Consider the following 16,013-nt stretch of genomic DNA (forward strand, 5'->3'; position numbering starts at 1 on the left):
GAATGGATAACGGTCAGTTCGGCACGGATTCCCGCAGCAGCTCGTCGATCCGGACCTGCTTGCCGCTCCCGATCGAAATGTTGGCCGCCGCGCCGATCAGCAGCGACATCGATCCGGCCCGCGAGCCGGCCATTTGGCCGAGCGGATCGGAGACGTCGCCGGCGAATATCATCCGCCGCAGACGCTCGTCGCCCCCGCCGTGGCCGCCGGAAGCTTTGCGGCTTTGGACGGTGATCAGCTCGCCTCTGGCGTTGAAGATGCGAATATAGTTGTTCGGGTCCTGCAAACTGAAGCCGCTGTGGCTTTCTTCCGCCTCGATGCGCCCCTTCGTGCCGACGAACGTCGCTTTCCAGCCTTCGTACGGACTGTAGGCGTTCAGCGAATACGACATTTGCGTGCCCTTCGCGTATTGGACGCTGAGCGACATCGTGTCGTAAATGTCGATGTCGTCGCCGAACACGCACTGGTCGCGGTGATAGCCGTCGTGCTTTTCCGCATCCTTGTAAAACGATTTCGTAAATGCGTTGGCCGAAACGTCGTAGTAAAATTCGCACGTCTGCGTATGGGAGCAGGTCGAGCACGTTTTGCCGCGCTCCGCGCGGGTCGCCCCGTAAAACAGCCGCGAACCGTTCGCGTACACCGTTTCCGGCTCGTCGTCCAGCCACCAGTTGACCATGTCGAAATGATGCGTCGACTTGTGGATGAGCAGGCCGCCGCTGTTTTTCATATGCCGGTGCCAGCGCCGGAAATAGTCGGCTCCGTGCTTCGTATCGAGCGACCAGTTCAGCGAGACGTGCAGGACGTCGCCGATCGTCCCTTCCTTGAGCAGCTCCTTGATCCGGACGACGTAAGGCATATACCGGCAGTTGAACGTGACGATCACCTTTTTGCCGGTCCGCTTCTCGGCCTCGATGATCGCCCGGCACTTCTCGGCATCGGTCGTCATCGGCTTCTCCGATATCGCGTCGCAGCCCGCCTCCAGCGCGCGAATAATATAGTCGTGGTGCAGGCTGTCCGGCGTCGTGACGATGACCGCATCCGGCTTCGTCTCGCGGATCATCGCGTCGAAGTCGTCGAACACGCGGACGCCGCCGGCCTGCTCGCTCAAGATGTTCGCCCTGACCGGGTTGACGTCGAACACGCCGGCCAGCTTGGCGCAATCTTTCAGCTCGGCCGCGATCGGCTTGGCGAACATGCCGAGCGCCCTACCTCCGGCCCCTACGATAACGTATGTTTTCATTGCGCTTCACTCTCTCCCGTGACCTTATTGTGCAATAGAAAAGACGACCTCCACCGGCTCGCCGGTATCCGCCCTTCGGGCCGTTCTGCTGTCCGCGTCCATCGTTCTCTCCCCGCCTTCAGCGGAACCGGTTCCGTCCCGCGCTCGCCGCGGCGCGCCGCTCGATTCCATCTTCGCGGCCGACGGCCGCCCGGATCGCAGAAATCGATTAACGTCCGGGCGTTCGCAGCCGACGGAAGCCGGTGCATCATCGAAGCAAAGTAATCGATTACTGTAACAGTTTAACATACCCCTCGCCGTTTGCCAACGGTTATTTATCCGATTCGGCCGCGGGATTCGCCGTTCGTCGGGCCGGCCGATCCGGACAAGCAGGACAAGCCGGACAAACCGGGGAAGCCGGGGAAGGGCTGCATTCCCGAATCGGCCGCGACGCCCGGTCCGTCGGCTCGTCGCCAGGCGCCATGTTTCAAATCGCCCGTCTCATCGCCGGCCGCCGTTTCCGCTCCGCCGTTATCCTTTCAGGTTCCGTGGAAGCGATCCCTTGCACGAACTGCTTCTGCGCGATCAAATAGACGATCACGGCCGGCACGGTCACGATGACGGCCCCCGCCATCAGCAGCGCCGTGCTCACCTCCGCGTCGTTTTTCAAATAAAGCGGCCCGACCGGCAGCGTATACAGCTGTTTGTCCTGCAAATAAATGAGCGGACCGAGCGTATTGTTCCACGCCCCCATGAACGTGAAGACGCCGAGCGCCGCCAAAGCCGGCTTGCAGAGCGGCACGTATATGGTCCAAAAAATGCCCATCGGGCTGTACCCGTCGACGACGGCCGCCTCGTACAGCTCCTTCGGCAGCCCTTTTATAAATTGATGCATTAAAAAAATGCCGAACGCTCCCCCGAGAAAGCTCGGAATCACGAGCGGATAGTACGAATACGGCGACGAGCTGTGCAATCGGCTGTACGAAATGAATGTCGGCTTTACGGCCGCCTATTGCACGAATACGGTCATTCAGTTCGGGGTGCTGCAGCGGCTGAAGCGGCTCGGCGTCGACGTGCCCGGAGACGTGAACCTGATCGGCAACGAATATTCCGAGCTCGTCAAGCTGAGCGTTCCGCAGCTGACGACGATGCTGATCGGCGGCTCGCAGAAGGAGCTGCCGGTCATCCGGCTGATCGAGCTTATCCAGCGAAAGCGGACGGGCACGCTGTACGAATGCATTTCCGAATACGAGCTGTTCCCGGGCGGAACGCTGGCCGCCTGCAAAGCGACATGAGATCGGTTTCCTTCGCCGCCGTCGGCTCTTGATGGTGAAACTGACGCGGACTCGCGGTTGCGGATTCATTTTGTTGATCCGGGTCGGAGCACAACGCGGCAAAAGTTCGGACCGCGCGGAGGAGCGGTTGAAGCGACAGCCTCCGACCGCTTGAGGGAGTGATGTTGGAGTCCTAACGGACGCCACGTAGCTTATTTCGCTAAATATAGCCGTTTTCAAAATGTAACGGTCACCACGGCGCTTATTTGCTCCGAATCCCCGTTTGACAAGGTCATTTTCTATAAATAGCGGCTTCCCTGTCCGTTAAAAATCCGAAATGCCGAAAATCGCCATAATAGCGTCCGTCCTGTCCGTTAGCGCCTTTATTCCGGTCGCCTAATCGATTGAACTGGGATTTGTCGATCGACTGATATTCGATTCGTCGATCCAAGACATCGATTCCGGATAACGACATACAGACTCGATTCGGGCCGAAGCGAAGGGGCAAACGTACGCGCCTGCGCCCTGCCGCGTTCGGAGCGGCCAGCGCGAGAAGCGACCTGCGCCCGGATCGCCGCTTCCGGCAAGACGCGGCACCGCCGCCCTGCCGCTGCGACACGGTCTCGCCCTCCGTCGACCCGGCCGCACCCAAAAAAGCGTTCTCCCTCCATAAGGAAGAACGCTTTTTTGACGCGCACAGCGTCAGCCCCGCAAATCGGCGACCGAGCCGCGCTCCAGCAGCTTCGGCTGCAGGACGACGCCCGTCTCGGGCCTTTTCGCGTCGCCCAGCAAGTCGAGCAGCATGTTGCACGCCAGCCGGCCCATCTCGTACGTCGGCTGCAGCACGGACGTGAGCGGCGGCGTCATCATCGCGCCGAAGTCGATGCCGTCGAAGCCCATGACCGACATGTCGTTCGGGACGTTCAGCCCTTGCGCCGACAATTCGTTGATGACGCCGAAGGCGGTCATGTCGTTGCAGGCGAATATCGCCGTCGGCCGCTCGCCGGCCCGGCTCAGCAGCTCGCGGGTCAACGCTTTGCCGCTCTCGAACTCGTACGTGCCGCTGTACGTTTCCCCCCCGCCCACCTGGACGATCGGCTCGAGCCCCGCTTCCTTCATCGCCGCCAAGTACCCTTCGTGGATATGAATCCGGCTCGGCCGGTCGAGCGGAGCGGTCACGTAGCCGATGCGGCGATGCCCTTTGCCGATCAAATGCCGGGCGGCCATATACCCGCCCTTGCGGTAGTCGAAATCGACCTCGTACACGTCGTCCATGTCCATTTTCTGGTCGAGCGCGACCACGTTGAGCCCCATGTCGATAAAATGCTTCAGCTGCCGCTTGTCGCTCGAGATCGACGAGATGACGAGTCCGCGCACCTGCTTCTCGAACATCGCCTGAATGTATTTGTCCTCCAGCGCCGGGTCCTGGAACGAGTTGCAGAGCAGCACCTGGTAATTGTTTTTGCGGGCGATTTCCTCCACGCCGAGTATGATGGACGAATAAAACAAGTTCGTGATCGTCGGGATGATGACCCCGATCGTCATGCTCGTCTTCGTTTTGAGCTGCTTGCCGAGCATGTTGGGGACGTAGTTGTGCTCTTTGGCGATGCGCAATATTTTCGAACGCAGCTCCGGACTGACCGGATAGCTGCTGTTGCTGAGCACGCGCGATACGGTAGCCGACGAAACGTCGGCGATTTTCGCGATGTCGTGTATCGTTAACGACTTTTTCATGGAATCGTTCAGTCTCCCGAGCAATCGTTTACTACCATTAAACCGTTTATGCCGGCTTGCGTCAAGTCGGGGGGCCTTGCGGCAATATCGCCGCTATGCGATCCTCCCCCGATTTTAGAGCTCCCCCCGTCATGCCGCCAACGGCTCGAGCCCGACGGATCAGCCCGCCTGTACGATGCGCCAAGCTTCCGCGGACTCGTTCAGCGATTCCGCCGCGGCTCCCCCATCGCGAACAGAAACCGAAAGCCGCTCTCGCCTATAGGCCAAAGAGCGGCTTTTCGTCGCTGCCGAACATCGGCAATCGTATATCTTCGTCCTGGCGCTTCGGCGCAATCCGTCAGCGAATCGGACCGCAGGCGATGCGCGCACCGGCGTTTCCGGCGGGGTCCGTCATTCCGTCATCCGCTTTCTCGTGAATGACGAGGGCGGTGCCGCCTTCCTTCAGCAGCGAATCCGGCTTCCCTTTCGCCAGCGTCACCTTCGTCTCCAGCCATTCGACTTGGGCCGTTCCGTCCGCTCCCGTCACGAGATTCGGCATATCGCCGGCATGCGGGCCTTCCATGCTCAGCAAGCCGTGCTTTTTGGCGTGCGGATTGAAATGCTCGCCGGCGCTCTTGAAGTCCGGCCCTTCGCATTTGCCTATTTCGTGAAAGTGAAATCCGTGCACGCCCTGCGGGATCCCCTTCACTTCCAGCTTGACGCGCACGCCGCCGGGCTCCTGCGTAAACGTCGCCCCCCCGACCGGTTTGCCTTCCGTATTTACGATCGTCGTCCGGACGACGGAGCCCGCCGCGTCCGCCGCCGCTTGGCCGGCCACCGGCTTCGATTCGCAGCCGGCGGCGGCGAGCAGCAGCAGACCGAGCGACAGTAAGCCGCCTTGTTTCCGATTCATGCTCGTTTCCTCCATCATTTGCTTAGGTTGGTCCTGCATTACCTCATTGTTTACGTTTCGGCCGCCGCTTAAACAGCCGCTGCCCGTTTCGCGTCCGCCGCCGCACCAAGCCGATGAAGCGGCATATGCTTAGGATATGGAAGATAACGACAAATCGGGTGATCAGCTATGACTTCGAACTTGCTAGGCATCATGACGAACCGCATCGGCAGCCCGAGACGTTTTATGCGGCACGCGCAAGCGGCCGTTTCCGCAGGCTTCGCCGGCGTTCTGCTGTTCATGCCGTCAGGCGTCCGGCTGAAAGGAAGGCGGATCGACGGTTATGTGTATACGCCCGGTACGCGATGGAGCAAAGCGTCGCGCGAATATCCCCGCGTCGCCATCGATATCGGCTACTATACGAAACCCGAAACGGTGCGGCAATCGATCCGCGTCAAGCACGCGACGCCGATCCGCTTCACCGGCTTCGCTTCCGGCAACAAATGGACGATTCAGCAGCATTTGCTCGCTTCCGCCGAGCTCGGGCCGCATCTGCTTCCGACGAAGCCGATGGTGTCGACGGACGACGCCTTCGCCTTCGCGCGCGAGCACGGCACGATCATGATCAAGCCGATCAACGGCAAAGGCGGCAAAGGCATCGTCAAGCTCGGCTGCGCCGGCGACCGCTGGACGCTGCACCGGAACGGCAAAGGCGTCGTATCGGGCGGCGAGCCGGCCGTGCGGGCGAAGCTGCGGCAGGCGACGGGCAAAGGCGCCTATTTGCTGCAGCGGTGGATCGATATCCGCAATCCGGACGGCAACGTGTTCGACATCCGCTCGCTCGTCCAGAAGGACGGTCATGGCCGTTGGGTGACGACCGGCACGGCCGTTCGGGAAGGCCCGCGCAACAGCATTACGTCGAACATATCGGGCGGCGGGCACGCCTATGAGACGAAATCGTATTTGGAGCGCTTGTTCGAGCCGGACAAAGTCGAGGAGCTGATGAAGCAAATATACGGCTTGTCCGAACATATTCCCGCCCATCTCGAAGCCGACTACGGCAAACGGTTCGCCGAGTTCGGCCTCGATTTCGCCGTCGACCGCACGGGGGCGCTGTGGCTGCTCGAAGCGAACATCAAGCCCGGCAAATCGGTCATTCGCAAAGTATACGGGGACGAGGCCGCCAAACGGTGCTTTCACCTCCATTTTCAGTTCGCCCGCCATCTGGCCGCCCAGTCCGATAAACGGTAGCCGCCGCCGCTCTCCTGAAGGGCAAGCGGCGATCCGGCTCGCGGGACAAGCCCCCCGGGGCGAAGGTGCGCGAGCGAACGGAGCCCGTAGACCGCGACTTGGAGGAAGCTCTTTGGTCTGGAATTTCGCTGTTCGCTTGAATGCTTTGGCGAGCTTGACATTCCGATTCGTTCGAAAAAGGGCGCCGCTGTCGAGGCGGCGCCCTTTTTCGCGCTTGTCGCTGTATTTGCTTCCGTATGCGGATGAACGTTCAATCAGTGCGGTTTCGTATTCACTTCGAACATCCACATTTTTCCCGACCGGTCGAAGCCGTAGTCGAAGCCGAGCTGGCCGATTCCCGGAAAGTGCCTCTCCAAAATGTGTATGCAATGCCGCGTCACTTCGCGCATCTCGTTTTTTTTGCGGCGGACGAGCTTGCCGGACAACGAGCGCCGGATGCCTTGCGAGGAGGACAGCATCGTCCCCCCGCGGCACAGGTTCGTCACGAACATCCCCCGATTCGCCAGTCTTCCTACCATCGACCGCGTCACCCAGACGCCCCGATCCTTCACCATTTTGACCCGGTAGTCGATCGGCCGACCGCCGATCGTCGCGAGCGTAATGCCGCGCTGCACCAAATACGAGCGTTTGCGGCGGATCGCCCTTACCGCGGCAAGCATGGCGGCGAAGCTGCGAAACCGCCTTATTTTGCGCCGATGCCGAATCGTATAGGAAGACCCCGACTTGATGATCATAATGACGCCGTTGCCGCCCGTTCCGACGACCGGCTTCATGACCACTTTCCCATACCGGGCCAGCATGGACGACAAATGAGCCGGGGAAAACAAGTGGGTTTCGGGAATGTAGCGCGCCACTCGTCCGTCCTGCTGCAGGACGGACGTTTTCACCCATTTGCTGGCGACCTGGCGCGAGATCGTCGCCGTCTGCCGGCCGTCGTCCGACGCCGGGGCGGGAGCGGGCTCCTCCGCGGCGGGCTGCGGGGCGGCGGCCGTTTCCGTTTCCGGCTCGGCCGACGCGATCTTCGCTTCCATTCCCTCCTCTTGCAACGTTTGTTCCATTATGTCCCTCCTCGAAAACGTTTCTGCGGCCATCCCGTTTCGATATCGGCCGGCGTTGCCGCAAGCGATGATCGAACGGTGTGCCGGACGTTGCCGCGGGCCGAACGCGGGCGACACGGCATAGCCGGTACGGATAACGCTATATCGTATGCCCGCAGAGGGACATCTTCCTGTTCATTTGTCCCCGGGCATGCGCCGCTTCTCTCGCTCCGCCAGCATGTCCATAATGTCGCGAAACGCCGCGACGGCGCGATTCGCCCCGTTCGCCGGCTCGTTCTCGGCCACGACGGCCACCGCATAGCGCGGCTTCTCGACCGGACCGAAGCCGACGAACCATTGATGGACGGCGTCGCGTCCCTGATAGACCGTTTCGGCCGTCCCCGACTTGCCGGCCAGATGCCATTCGGCGCCCGAAAGCGATTTGCCGGTCCCCGTCGTCACGACTTGCCGCATCCACGAGCGAAGCGTCTCGGCCGTTTTCGCCGAGATGCCTTCGCTTCCCGGGCTTCGCTCCCGCTCGGGAAACCGGCGGACGACGGTTCCCGTCCGGTAGCGGACGTCCTGCACGATTCGCGGGCTCGCCACCTCGCCTCCGTGCAGCAGCGAGACGATCAGATTTGCCGCCTGCAGCGGAGTGACGAGGACGTCCCGCTGGCCGATCGCCGTTTGAATGCGCACGCCCTCGTCCTCGTTCGCGGTCCGTCCGGCGAAAATTTGCCCGCGCTCCTCGCCGTCGAACTGACTCCACGCCGAACCGCCCGCTTCCTCGGCCGTCCATCCGACCCGGCGGTCCAGGCCGAGCTGGCGCGCCGTCTCCTGCAGCTTGGCGCCGCTCAGCCGCTCCATCACTTTGGCGAACACGATGTTGCACGACTGCGCAAACCCTTGCTCGAACGTAATCGTCCCGTGACCGCCGTGCAGCCAGCACGTAAATCCGTATTTGCCGAGCTCGCCGTCGCACTCGAACGTTTCGCCCGGCGAAACGACGCCTTCCTCCAAAGCGGCGGCGGCGACGACCGTTTTGAACACCGAGCCGGGCGCGATCGCCTTGAGCGCCTTGTTGCCCCACTTTCCGTCCTGCGGCTCGATCCGATACGGATCGAAGTCCGGACGGCTCGCCATCGCCACGACGTCGGCATTGTCCGCATCGAGCACGACGGCGGCGCCCCGGGCGATGCCCGCTTTGTCCATCGTGCGCTCGACCTGCCGCTGCACGTCCAGGTCGAGCGTCGTATCGACGCGCAGCGGATAGTACGGATTGTGCGGCCGAACGAGCCGGACGTCCAATCCGGCGAGCGGCCGGTTCGCCCCGTCCGTGAACAGGCTGACGGACGTTTTGCCGATGCTCCGCACGTACGTCTCCATCGTTTTCTCCAGACCCGAAGCGCCGATCAGGCTATCCAGCGACAAGCTGCCGTTTTGCAGCTGCTTGGCGAACTGCGTTTCGATCCGCTGCGAATTTTGCCCGATAAAACCGATGGCGTGCTTCGCGACCGCATCCGCGGGATATCTCCGCACCGTATCCATGACGACGACGCCGGGAACGGCCAGGCTGGCGATACGTCTCGCCTGGTCGTCCGTCAGCGGGATCGGCAGGCCGGTCGAACGGTCGGACCACATGACCGGGCCGCTTGCGTTTTTGTAAAAGGCGGTCCACGCGTTCTTGTCGGCGCGCAGAATCGTCCCGATTTCCGCCAGCGGCCCGGCGAATTCGGCCTCCTCCCGCCGGACGGGAAAGACGATGAGCGCCTTCACCGTTTCTCCCGTCATCGGCCGCCCGTTCCGATCGTAAAAATGTCCCCTGCCGCTGTCGAGCAGCGCTCCGAGCTCCCGCTGCGATACCGAATTTCCGACCAGGTCGATCTCCCTGCGGGAAAAGCTGCCCGTGTCGATCACCTGAATCCAGGCCAAGCGGCCGAGCAGCAGTCCGATCGATACGACCATAGCCAACAAACCGAACCATATTCTGCGCTGTCTCATCATGCCCATCCTTTTTTACGTTCGCTTTTATAGACCAGTATCGACAAAGCGGGAGGCGGGCAAACAACACGCGCGGCAAACGCCCCGGGAAGCCGGGCGATCGAATGGGAGGAAAAGGGTGCTGCGCTTGACCGGGATGTTGCGCGCCCGGCACCAATTGGAATATAATACAAGAACATACGTTCTATGCGTACCGGCGTCGAAACCGGCTTTCCAATGATTGCTACGAAAGGGGTCGTTTCCTATGGCGATCCGATTACCAAGGGAAGTCGTTTTCGTTTCACGATCCGGACGGCAACGTAATCGAAGTGTGGAGCTTGCCCGGACAAGCGCAAGGCGATAGCCGATTGACGCGAGCCGGAAACGGCGAGACGCGCGGAAAGGGGAAACGGAATGCTGTCCATCGTAAAAGGACCTTATTTGCAGCGGCCGGCCGAAACCGGCATGACGTTCATGTGGGAAACGTCCGAGCCGGCTTCTTCGAGGGTGAACGTGTTCGCGGCCGAACGCATCCATAGCGGACACCAGGGGAATTACAAAACGCCGGAGCGGCTCGTACGAACCGCGGGCAGCGACGATGATCGCACGATCCATCGAATCGATATGGACGGCCTCGAACCCGCTACGGCTTATTTCTATACGGTAATCTCGGAAAACGCTCGTGGGAAGACGGAATCGGGCCCCCATCCGTTCAAGACGGCCGTGCGCAAGGGTGAGCCGTTTTGCTTCGCCGTCACGAGCGAAACGGGCGGGTACAGCGGCTTCGACCAAACGAACGGCATTATAAACCGAAACCTGTTCGGGCAAATGCAAAACTACCGCCCCGACCTCGCGCTGTTTATCGGCGATATGGTGAACGACGGGCGCCAATACGACGACTGGTCCGCCTATTTGTTCAATCCGGGCCGGGGGCTGTTATGGAACACGCCGTTTTACTCCTGTCTCGGCAACCACGAATGCAACGCTTCGTGGTACTATGACTTTTTCGCTTACGATCCCCCGAAAAACTACTACTCGTTCGATTACGGCGACGTTCATTTCGTCTGCCTGGACAGCACCGATTTCGTCAAGCGGGAGCATTATCCGAACGCCGCCGGCACGATATGCGAAGGGAATCCGCAGTACGATTTTTTGGTGCGCGATCTGCAGGCCGCATCGGCCAAATGGAACATCGTTTACTTCCATTACCCGCCGTACGTTTCGGGCGGATACCAGGTGGAGGATTTGCGGCAGCTTTGCCCCGTCCTGGAGCGCCATGGGGTCGATTTGGTGTTCAACTCGCATACGATCGTCTACGAACGGAGCCACCCGCTCCGCGACGGACGAGTCGATATGGAGAACGGAATCGTGTACGTCGTGGCGGGAGGCGCGGGGGCGATGCCGGACTGGCTGCTGCCGAAACGGGAATGGCATACGTCGCAGTCGCTCGCCGTGCCGCATTTCGTGCAGGTTTCGGTCGTCTCCGACCGGTTGGAGCTGAGAGCGATCGACGTCGAAGGACGGCTGTTCGACACGCTGCAAATCCGCAAAGCCGCGGACGGAGGCAAAACGTTTCGGTAGCCCTTCGCGGAAACGACAAAAAGGAGGACGCGCCTGCGTCCTCCCTGACCTGCCCCTAGATGATAGCTGCCGTTATTTCCGTTTGCCGACCGCTTTGCGCATCATGTCCATCGGCTTTACCGGCCGCTCGACTTTGAATTTCACCAGCTGCAGCGGATGGCGCGCCGCATCCAACGCGACGCCTTCGGCATCGGTCAGCTCGCCGACGCGCTGCTTGAAAAACGTGCCGCCCGGCCCGAAAAACTCGACGTCCTGCCCCGGCTTGAAATGATTGCGCTGCTGGACGGTCGCGATCCCCGTAGTCTCGTCGTACGCGGCGACCAATCCGGCGAAGTCGTAATCGATCCGTTTCGGCTCCGGACCGAATATATGGTCCTCATGTCCCGGCACGTCCAGGAAAAAGCCGGTATTGAGCGGGCGGTTCGCCGCCTTGTAAATTTCGTCCAGCCACTCCCGCTTCAGCTCGTAGCCTTCCGGATCGTCGTAATAGGCGTCGATCGCCTGGCGATACGCGTTCACGACCGTCGCCACGTAATGGATGCTTTTCATCCGGCCTTCGATTTTGAAGCTTTCGACCCCGGACTTGATCATTTCCGGAATATGCTCGATCATGCACAAATCTTTGGCGCTCATCATGAACGGATCTTCGCCGGGAAACAGCGGCGTCCCGGTCATCCCTTCCTTGTACGCTTTGCCCGCGCCGGTCGAGAGCATGTCCTCCGGCACGAGCCGGCCGATTTCGTCGTCGCTTTCCTCGAACAAGTCGTATTTCCAGCGGCACGACTGGCAGCAGCCGCCCCGGTTCGAATCGCGGTCGGTGAAATGGTTGGACAGGACGCACCGTCCGGAGTACGAGCTGCACATCGCGCCGTGGATGAACGTCTCGATCTCGATGTCGACGTTCCGTTTGATTTCGGCAATTTCATCCATCGTCGTTTCCCGACCGAGCACGACGCGGTGGACGCCTTCCTCCTTCCAAAACTGCACCGCCTGCCAGTTGACGGTCGACTGCTGGGTGCTGAGATGAATTTCCAGCTTCGGCGCCGCCCGTTTGCACGTCTCGATAATGGCCGGGTCGGCGACGATGATCGCGGCGATGCCGACGTCCTCCAGCCGGCGCAAATAGTCCTCGATGCCGGCGATATCTTCGTTATGCGCGTATATGTTGGCGGCGACGAACACCTTCGCGCCGTACCGGTTCGCGAATTCGACCGCCTCGCGCATTTCGTCGAACGTGAAGTTGTCGGCGTTCGAGCGCAGGCCGTATTTTTGCCCGCCTATATAAACGGCGTCCGCGCCGTAATGGATCGCGAATTTCAATTTTTCCAGGCTGCCTCCGGGGGCGAGCAGCTCCGGCTTTTGCCCCGGTTTCAGCTTCGTATGAACGTTTCGTTCCAGCACTTTGTTCATCGTTTTCCACCTCTGCTTCTATCGTGCCGGTTGCGGCCCGCGACGTCAAGTGCCTGTCCGCCGGAACCCCTCAATACACCTGCTCCTTGTAAAAAAATCCGAACGACAGTTCCCGCCCCGGATCCTGCAGGGCGCGAATCGGCTCGAGCCACGATTCGTCGAACGAATAGCCGGCGGGATCGGCGGCATAGGCGTCGATCGCCCGGCGATAGCAGCGGACGACCGTTTCGTTGTATTCGTCCGATTTGAGCAGCCCTTCGATCCGGAAGCTGTCGATGCCGGCCTCCATAAGCTCGTGCAAGCTTTCCAGCATGCACATATCGTCGCCGCTCATAATATGCGTGCCGCTTTCGTCTTCGTACACGGGATATTTCTCGTCCTTCCGCTCCTCCTCGACGAGAAACAGCTTCCGCTCCGCATCCAGCCGCTCGCCGGACGCGGAACGCCCTTGATGCTCGAAATAGTTCGTCAGCAGCGTCCGTTTCGAATGGTAAATGTTCGTCATGCCGTGCACCTGCACCTGCACCTCGGCGGCGACGCTGCGCTTCACTTCGAGAACCTCGTCCATATTGAGCTCGCGGGCGAGAAACACGCGCGTCGCGCCCTTGCTCGCCCAGTACGACGCCGCCATATAATTGGTCGACGTCATTTCGGCGTTCCAATGTAGCGGCAGCTTGACGCCGGCCTGCCGCATCGAGATGAGCACCGCCGGGTCGCCGAACACGACGGCGTCCGCTCCCGCCTCGGCGATCCGCTTCAAATAATCGGGCAGCGCGGGCAATGCGTCGTTATGCAAAATGCCGTTGCAAACGACGTACGCCTTCGCCCCTTTCCGATGGGCCGCACGAATCGCCTCGGCGATCCGGTCCTCGGGGATGCTCCCCATCAGCCTCATGCCGAAGCGTCCGTCGCCGATCGTAAACGCGTCGGCCCCCGCGTCCGCAAACGCTTCGATCTGCTCGATCGAGCCGGCGCCGATCAGCAGCTCCGGCTTGCGAAAGCCGGTTTCGCTCCGGCTCGCGTTATCGCTCGTCATCCGTTCGTCACCTCTTCTTGCTGTCCGCGATATTTTTCAAATGCTGGTCGTACGTCTCCGCAAAGACGTGCTTCTGCGTTCCGTCGCCTTTCGTCACGTAAAACAAATAGTTCGACTCCGCCGGGTACAGCGCGGCTTCGATCGACTTGAGACTCGGACTCGCGATCGGCCCGGGCGGCAGGCCGGCGATTTTGTACGTGTTGTACGGGCTGTCGATCAGCAAATCTTTCTCGAACAGCCGGTCCTTCGGCTTGTCCAGCGCGTACTGCACCGTCGCGTCGATTTGCAGCTTCATGCCGATCTTCATCCGGTTATAAATGACGCCGGCGACGAGCGGCCGCTCTTCGTCGTCGACGACTTCGCGCTCGATCATCGAGGCGACGGTCATCAGCTGATGAAACGTCAGGCCGCGCTGCTTCAGCTTCTCCGGCCAATCGGTCGGCAAGCCGGCCAGCTTTTTGTCCAGCTCGGACGCCATGCGCAGCACCATGTCCTTCGTCGTGCTGTCTTTTTTCAACTCGTACGTTTCCGGGAACAAGTAGCCTTCCAGCCGGAATTTTATCTTCGGATCGTCGGGAATGTCCGACACCCAGCGGACCGAGGCGAATTCGGCTTTGGCGTTCGCCAATCCGAGATACGTTTGCCGGTCGAAGCCCGGCTGCCCTTCCAGCTTGTCCGCCACCTGCAGCACCGTGTACCCTTCGGGAATCGTAAAGCGGAGCGTCTCCTCCCGCACCGTGTCGCCGTCGTTCAGCTTCGCGATAATGTCGTCCAGCTCCATGCCCGGCTTGAACACGTATTGCCCGGCCTGAAAACGGCCGCCTTCTTTTTTGTAAACCAAATAATAGCGGAATACTTTGGCGTCGCGGATAAGCCCGTTTTGCTCCAGCAGCTTGGAGATTTGCCCCGAGCCGTAACCGGCCGGAATTTGAACGGTCACTTCGCCGCCCCCGGCGTCGGTCGGTTTAAGCGCGTACGCCACGTAGGCCGCGGTCCCGACCCCGGCGAGCACCAGAGCGAGCAGCACGCACCAAAGCGTAATGAATGCGATTCGTTTCAACCTAGTCCTCTCCCAATATATCGTTCGCGCTTTCCGTACGAAAAAAAAGGGCGGTTTGTCGGCCGCCCACCGTCAAGCATGCGAGACGGCGTCTCCGGAGCGCCCGGAATCAGGGGCGATCCGGACCGGGAAACGACATCTCGTCGTACAGCTCCGATACGGTTTCCCATTCGTCGTCGTCATCGATCGTCTCGAGCATCGGTTCGCCGTCCGCGGACGCGGACACTTTAAAAATGGCGACCTCCTTCTCCTTCGCAAGCTCCTTCGACTGAAGCACCGCATAGACGTTTCCGCCGTGGCGGAATTCGGCCAAAATGCGGTGAACGATCGACTCGTCCTGCTCGTCCGTCAGTTCGATCTCGTCTCCGTACCGGTCGCGGAGCGTCCGGACCGGTTCCGCAACGCCCCATTCCGATTGCGCGCTCACTTGGTTTCCTCTTCCTCTTCTTCTTCTTCGAACTCGGCGACGAGCGTGTTGAACGTCTCTTCCACTTCGTTCCACTCGTCCTCGTTGTCGATCGTGTACAGCTGCAGGTCGTCTCCGTCTTCCTCGTACCGGAAAGCGTACACTTCGTCCGTTTCTTCGTCTTCCTCGCCGGCCTCGACCGGCACGACCATCATGTACTTGTTGCCCTGGAATTGGCCGGATTCGACCTCGAACTTCATGATGACCTCAAATTCCTCTTCGTTGCCTTCCTCGTCCGGAATATAAATGATTTCCGGTTCGTCCGCATTCATCTCTTCGTTAGACATAACACACCTCACCTTTTCGAATTGGAATCCAAATAGTTTTGCAAAATGATGGCGGCCGCCATCTTGTCGACGACCTGCTTCCTTTTTTTACGGCTGACGTCCGCTTCCAGCAGCGTCCGCTGCGCCGATACGGTCGACAGCCGTTCGTCCCACATCGACACCGGCAATCGGAGCGACTCCCGGAGCGATTCGGAAAAGGCGATGCACAGCTCGCCGCGAGGCCCGACCGTATTGTTCATATTTTTCGGCAATCCGACCACGATATTCGTGACGCCGTATTCGGCGGACAATTGACGCAGCCGTTCCATGTCGTCCTCGGGCTTGCGCCGTCTGATGACTTCGACGCCTTGCGCCGTCCAGCCGAGCTCGTCGCTGATCGCGACGCCGATCGTCTTGTCCCCGTAGTCCAATCCCATCGTTCGGCCCATCGCTTCTCCTTTTCGCGGCCGGCCGTTACCGTTCGCGCTTCCAGGCGGTTAAGCACGGAAGCCGATGGAACGATCCACCGGCCGTCGGTCATTTATGATGCTGCAAATAGAAACGGACCAGTTCTTCGATCAATTCGTCCCGTTCCCTTTTGCGGATCAGGCTTCTGGCATTGTTATGGCGGGGTATGAACGCAGGGTCGCCGGATAACAAATAGCCGACGATTTGGTTGATCGGATTGTACCCTTTCTCCTGCAACGCGTCGTATACCGCCAGCAAAACCTCCTTCGGCGAAGTTTCCACGCCGTCGGCCTTGACGTCGAATTTCATCGTTTTGTCCATCGGATTCATTACCTGAACACCCCCCGAATGCTGAAACGC

The 16,013-nt window shown here is 60.4% G+C and carries 16 protein-coding genes; 3 read left to right on the forward strand and 13 right to left on the reverse strand.

Annotation, left to right across the window (positions count from 1 at the left end):
• Positions 1-13: 13 nt before the first annotated feature.
• Both PV407_RS07800 and PV407_RS07805 read right to left on the reverse strand, forming a co-directional pair.
• Complete coding sequence (locus PV407_RS07800) at positions 14-1,240, reverse strand: Gfo/Idh/MocA family protein (RefSeq protein ID WP_332089347.1); 1,227 nt, start codon at positions 1,238-1,240, stop codon at positions 14-16.
• Positions 1,241-1,706: 466 nt separating this feature from the next.
• A complete protein-coding gene (locus tag PV407_RS07805; RefSeq protein WP_332089439.1) occupies positions 1,707-2,156 on the reverse strand; it encodes a carbohydrate ABC transporter permease in 450 nt (149 codons plus the stop codon).
• Positions 2,157-2,205: 49 nt separating this feature from the next.
• Here PV407_RS07805 and PV407_RS07810 point away from each other — a divergent pair, with 49 nt between their 5' ends.
• Entirely contained in the window at positions 2,206-2,514 is a 309-nt protein-coding gene (locus tag PV407_RS07810) for a substrate-binding domain-containing protein (protein WP_332089348.1), read from the forward strand.
• Between the two features lie 681 nt (positions 2,515-3,195).
• Here the strand turns inward: PV407_RS07810 and PV407_RS07815 are convergent.
• Both PV407_RS07815 and PV407_RS07820 read right to left on the reverse strand, forming a co-directional pair.
• The gene (locus tag PV407_RS07815) at positions 3,196-4,227 is read right to left on the reverse strand and encodes a LacI family DNA-binding transcriptional regulator (protein ID WP_332089349.1); all 1,032 of its coding nucleotides are present in this window, start codon (positions 4,225-4,227) and stop codon (positions 3,196-3,198) included.
• A 337-nt stretch (positions 4,228-4,564) separates the two neighbouring features.
• Entirely contained in the window at positions 4,565-5,119 is a 555-nt protein-coding gene (locus PV407_RS07820; protein ID WP_332089350.1) for a superoxide dismutase family protein, read from the reverse strand.
• Positions 5,120-5,287: 168 nt separating this feature from the next.
• On the opposite strand from PV407_RS07820, the gene PV407_RS07825 reads away from it, so the two are divergent.
• A complete protein-coding gene (locus PV407_RS07825) occupies positions 5,288-6,349 on the forward strand; it encodes a YheC/YheD family endospore coat-associated protein (RefSeq protein ID WP_332089351.1) in 1,062 nt (353 codons plus the stop codon).
• A gap of 254 nt (positions 6,350-6,603) precedes the next feature.
• Here PV407_RS07825 and PV407_RS07830 read toward each other — a convergent pair whose 3' ends face one another.
• Positions 6,604-7,407 (reverse strand): YheC/YheD family protein, encoded by an 804-nt coding sequence (locus tag PV407_RS07830; protein ID WP_332089352.1) that lies wholly within the window; start codon positions 7,405-7,407, stop codon positions 6,604-6,606.
• 174 nt (positions 7,408-7,581) lie between these two features.
• Positions 7,582-9,387, reverse strand: a complete 1,806-nt coding sequence (locus tag PV407_RS07835; RefSeq protein WP_332089353.1) for a peptidoglycan D,D-transpeptidase FtsI family protein — start codon at positions 9,385-9,387, stop codon at positions 7,582-7,584.
• A 393-nt stretch (positions 9,388-9,780) separates the two neighbouring features.
• On the opposite strand from PV407_RS07835, the gene PV407_RS07840 reads away from it, so the two are divergent.
• Entirely contained in the window at positions 9,781-10,947 is a 1,167-nt protein-coding gene (locus tag PV407_RS07840; protein WP_332089354.1) for a metallophosphoesterase family protein, read from the forward strand.
• 72 nt (positions 10,948-11,019) lie between these two features.
• Here PV407_RS07840 and PV407_RS07845 read toward each other — a convergent pair whose 3' ends face one another.
• The 7 genes from PV407_RS07845 to PV407_RS07875 all read right to left on the reverse strand — a co-directional run bounded on the left by PV407_RS07845 (position 11,020) and on the right by PV407_RS07875 (position 15,983).
• A complete protein-coding gene (locus PV407_RS07845) occupies positions 11,020-12,357 on the reverse strand; it encodes a peptidase U32 family protein (RefSeq protein ID WP_332089356.1) in 1,338 nt (445 codons plus the stop codon).
• Positions 12,358-12,427: 70 nt separating this feature from the next.
• Positions 12,428-13,393 (reverse strand): peptidase U32 family protein, encoded by a 966-nt coding sequence (locus PV407_RS07850; RefSeq protein WP_332089357.1) that lies wholly within the window; start codon positions 13,391-13,393, stop codon positions 12,428-12,430.
• Between the two features lie 7 nt (positions 13,394-13,400).
• Positions 13,401-14,453, reverse strand: a complete 1,053-nt coding sequence (mltG, locus tag PV407_RS07855; protein WP_332089358.1) for an endolytic transglycosylase MltG — start codon at positions 14,451-14,453, stop codon at positions 13,401-13,403.
• A gap of 109 nt (positions 14,454-14,562) precedes the next feature.
• Entirely contained in the window at positions 14,563-14,880 is a 318-nt protein-coding gene (locus PV407_RS07860; protein WP_332089359.1) for a DUF1292 domain-containing protein, read from the reverse strand.
• The gene (locus PV407_RS07865) at positions 14,877-15,206 is read right to left on the reverse strand and encodes a DUF1292 domain-containing protein (RefSeq protein ID WP_332089360.1); all 330 of its coding nucleotides are present in this window, start codon (positions 15,204-15,206) and stop codon (positions 14,877-14,879) included. The genes PV407_RS07860 and PV407_RS07865 overlap by 4 nt, the downstream gene beginning before the upstream one ends.
• Positions 15,207-15,214: 8 nt before the next feature.
• The gene (gene ruvX, locus PV407_RS07870) at positions 15,215-15,634 is read right to left on the reverse strand and encodes a Holliday junction resolvase RuvX (RefSeq protein ID WP_332089361.1); all 420 of its coding nucleotides are present in this window, start codon (positions 15,632-15,634) and stop codon (positions 15,215-15,217) included.
• Between the two features lie 88 nt (positions 15,635-15,722).
• Positions 15,723-15,983, reverse strand: coding sequence for an IreB family regulatory phosphoprotein (locus tag PV407_RS07875; RefSeq protein ID WP_120749027.1), 261 nt, complete (start codon positions 15,981-15,983; stop codon positions 15,723-15,725).
• Positions 15,984-16,013 lie beyond the last annotated feature (30 nt).

Origin of the sequence: Paenibacillus sp. GYB003 (genome assembly GCF_036577625.1) — a bacterium.
GTDB lineage: Bacteria > Bacillota > Bacilli > Paenibacillales > NBRC-103111 > Paenibacillus_AB.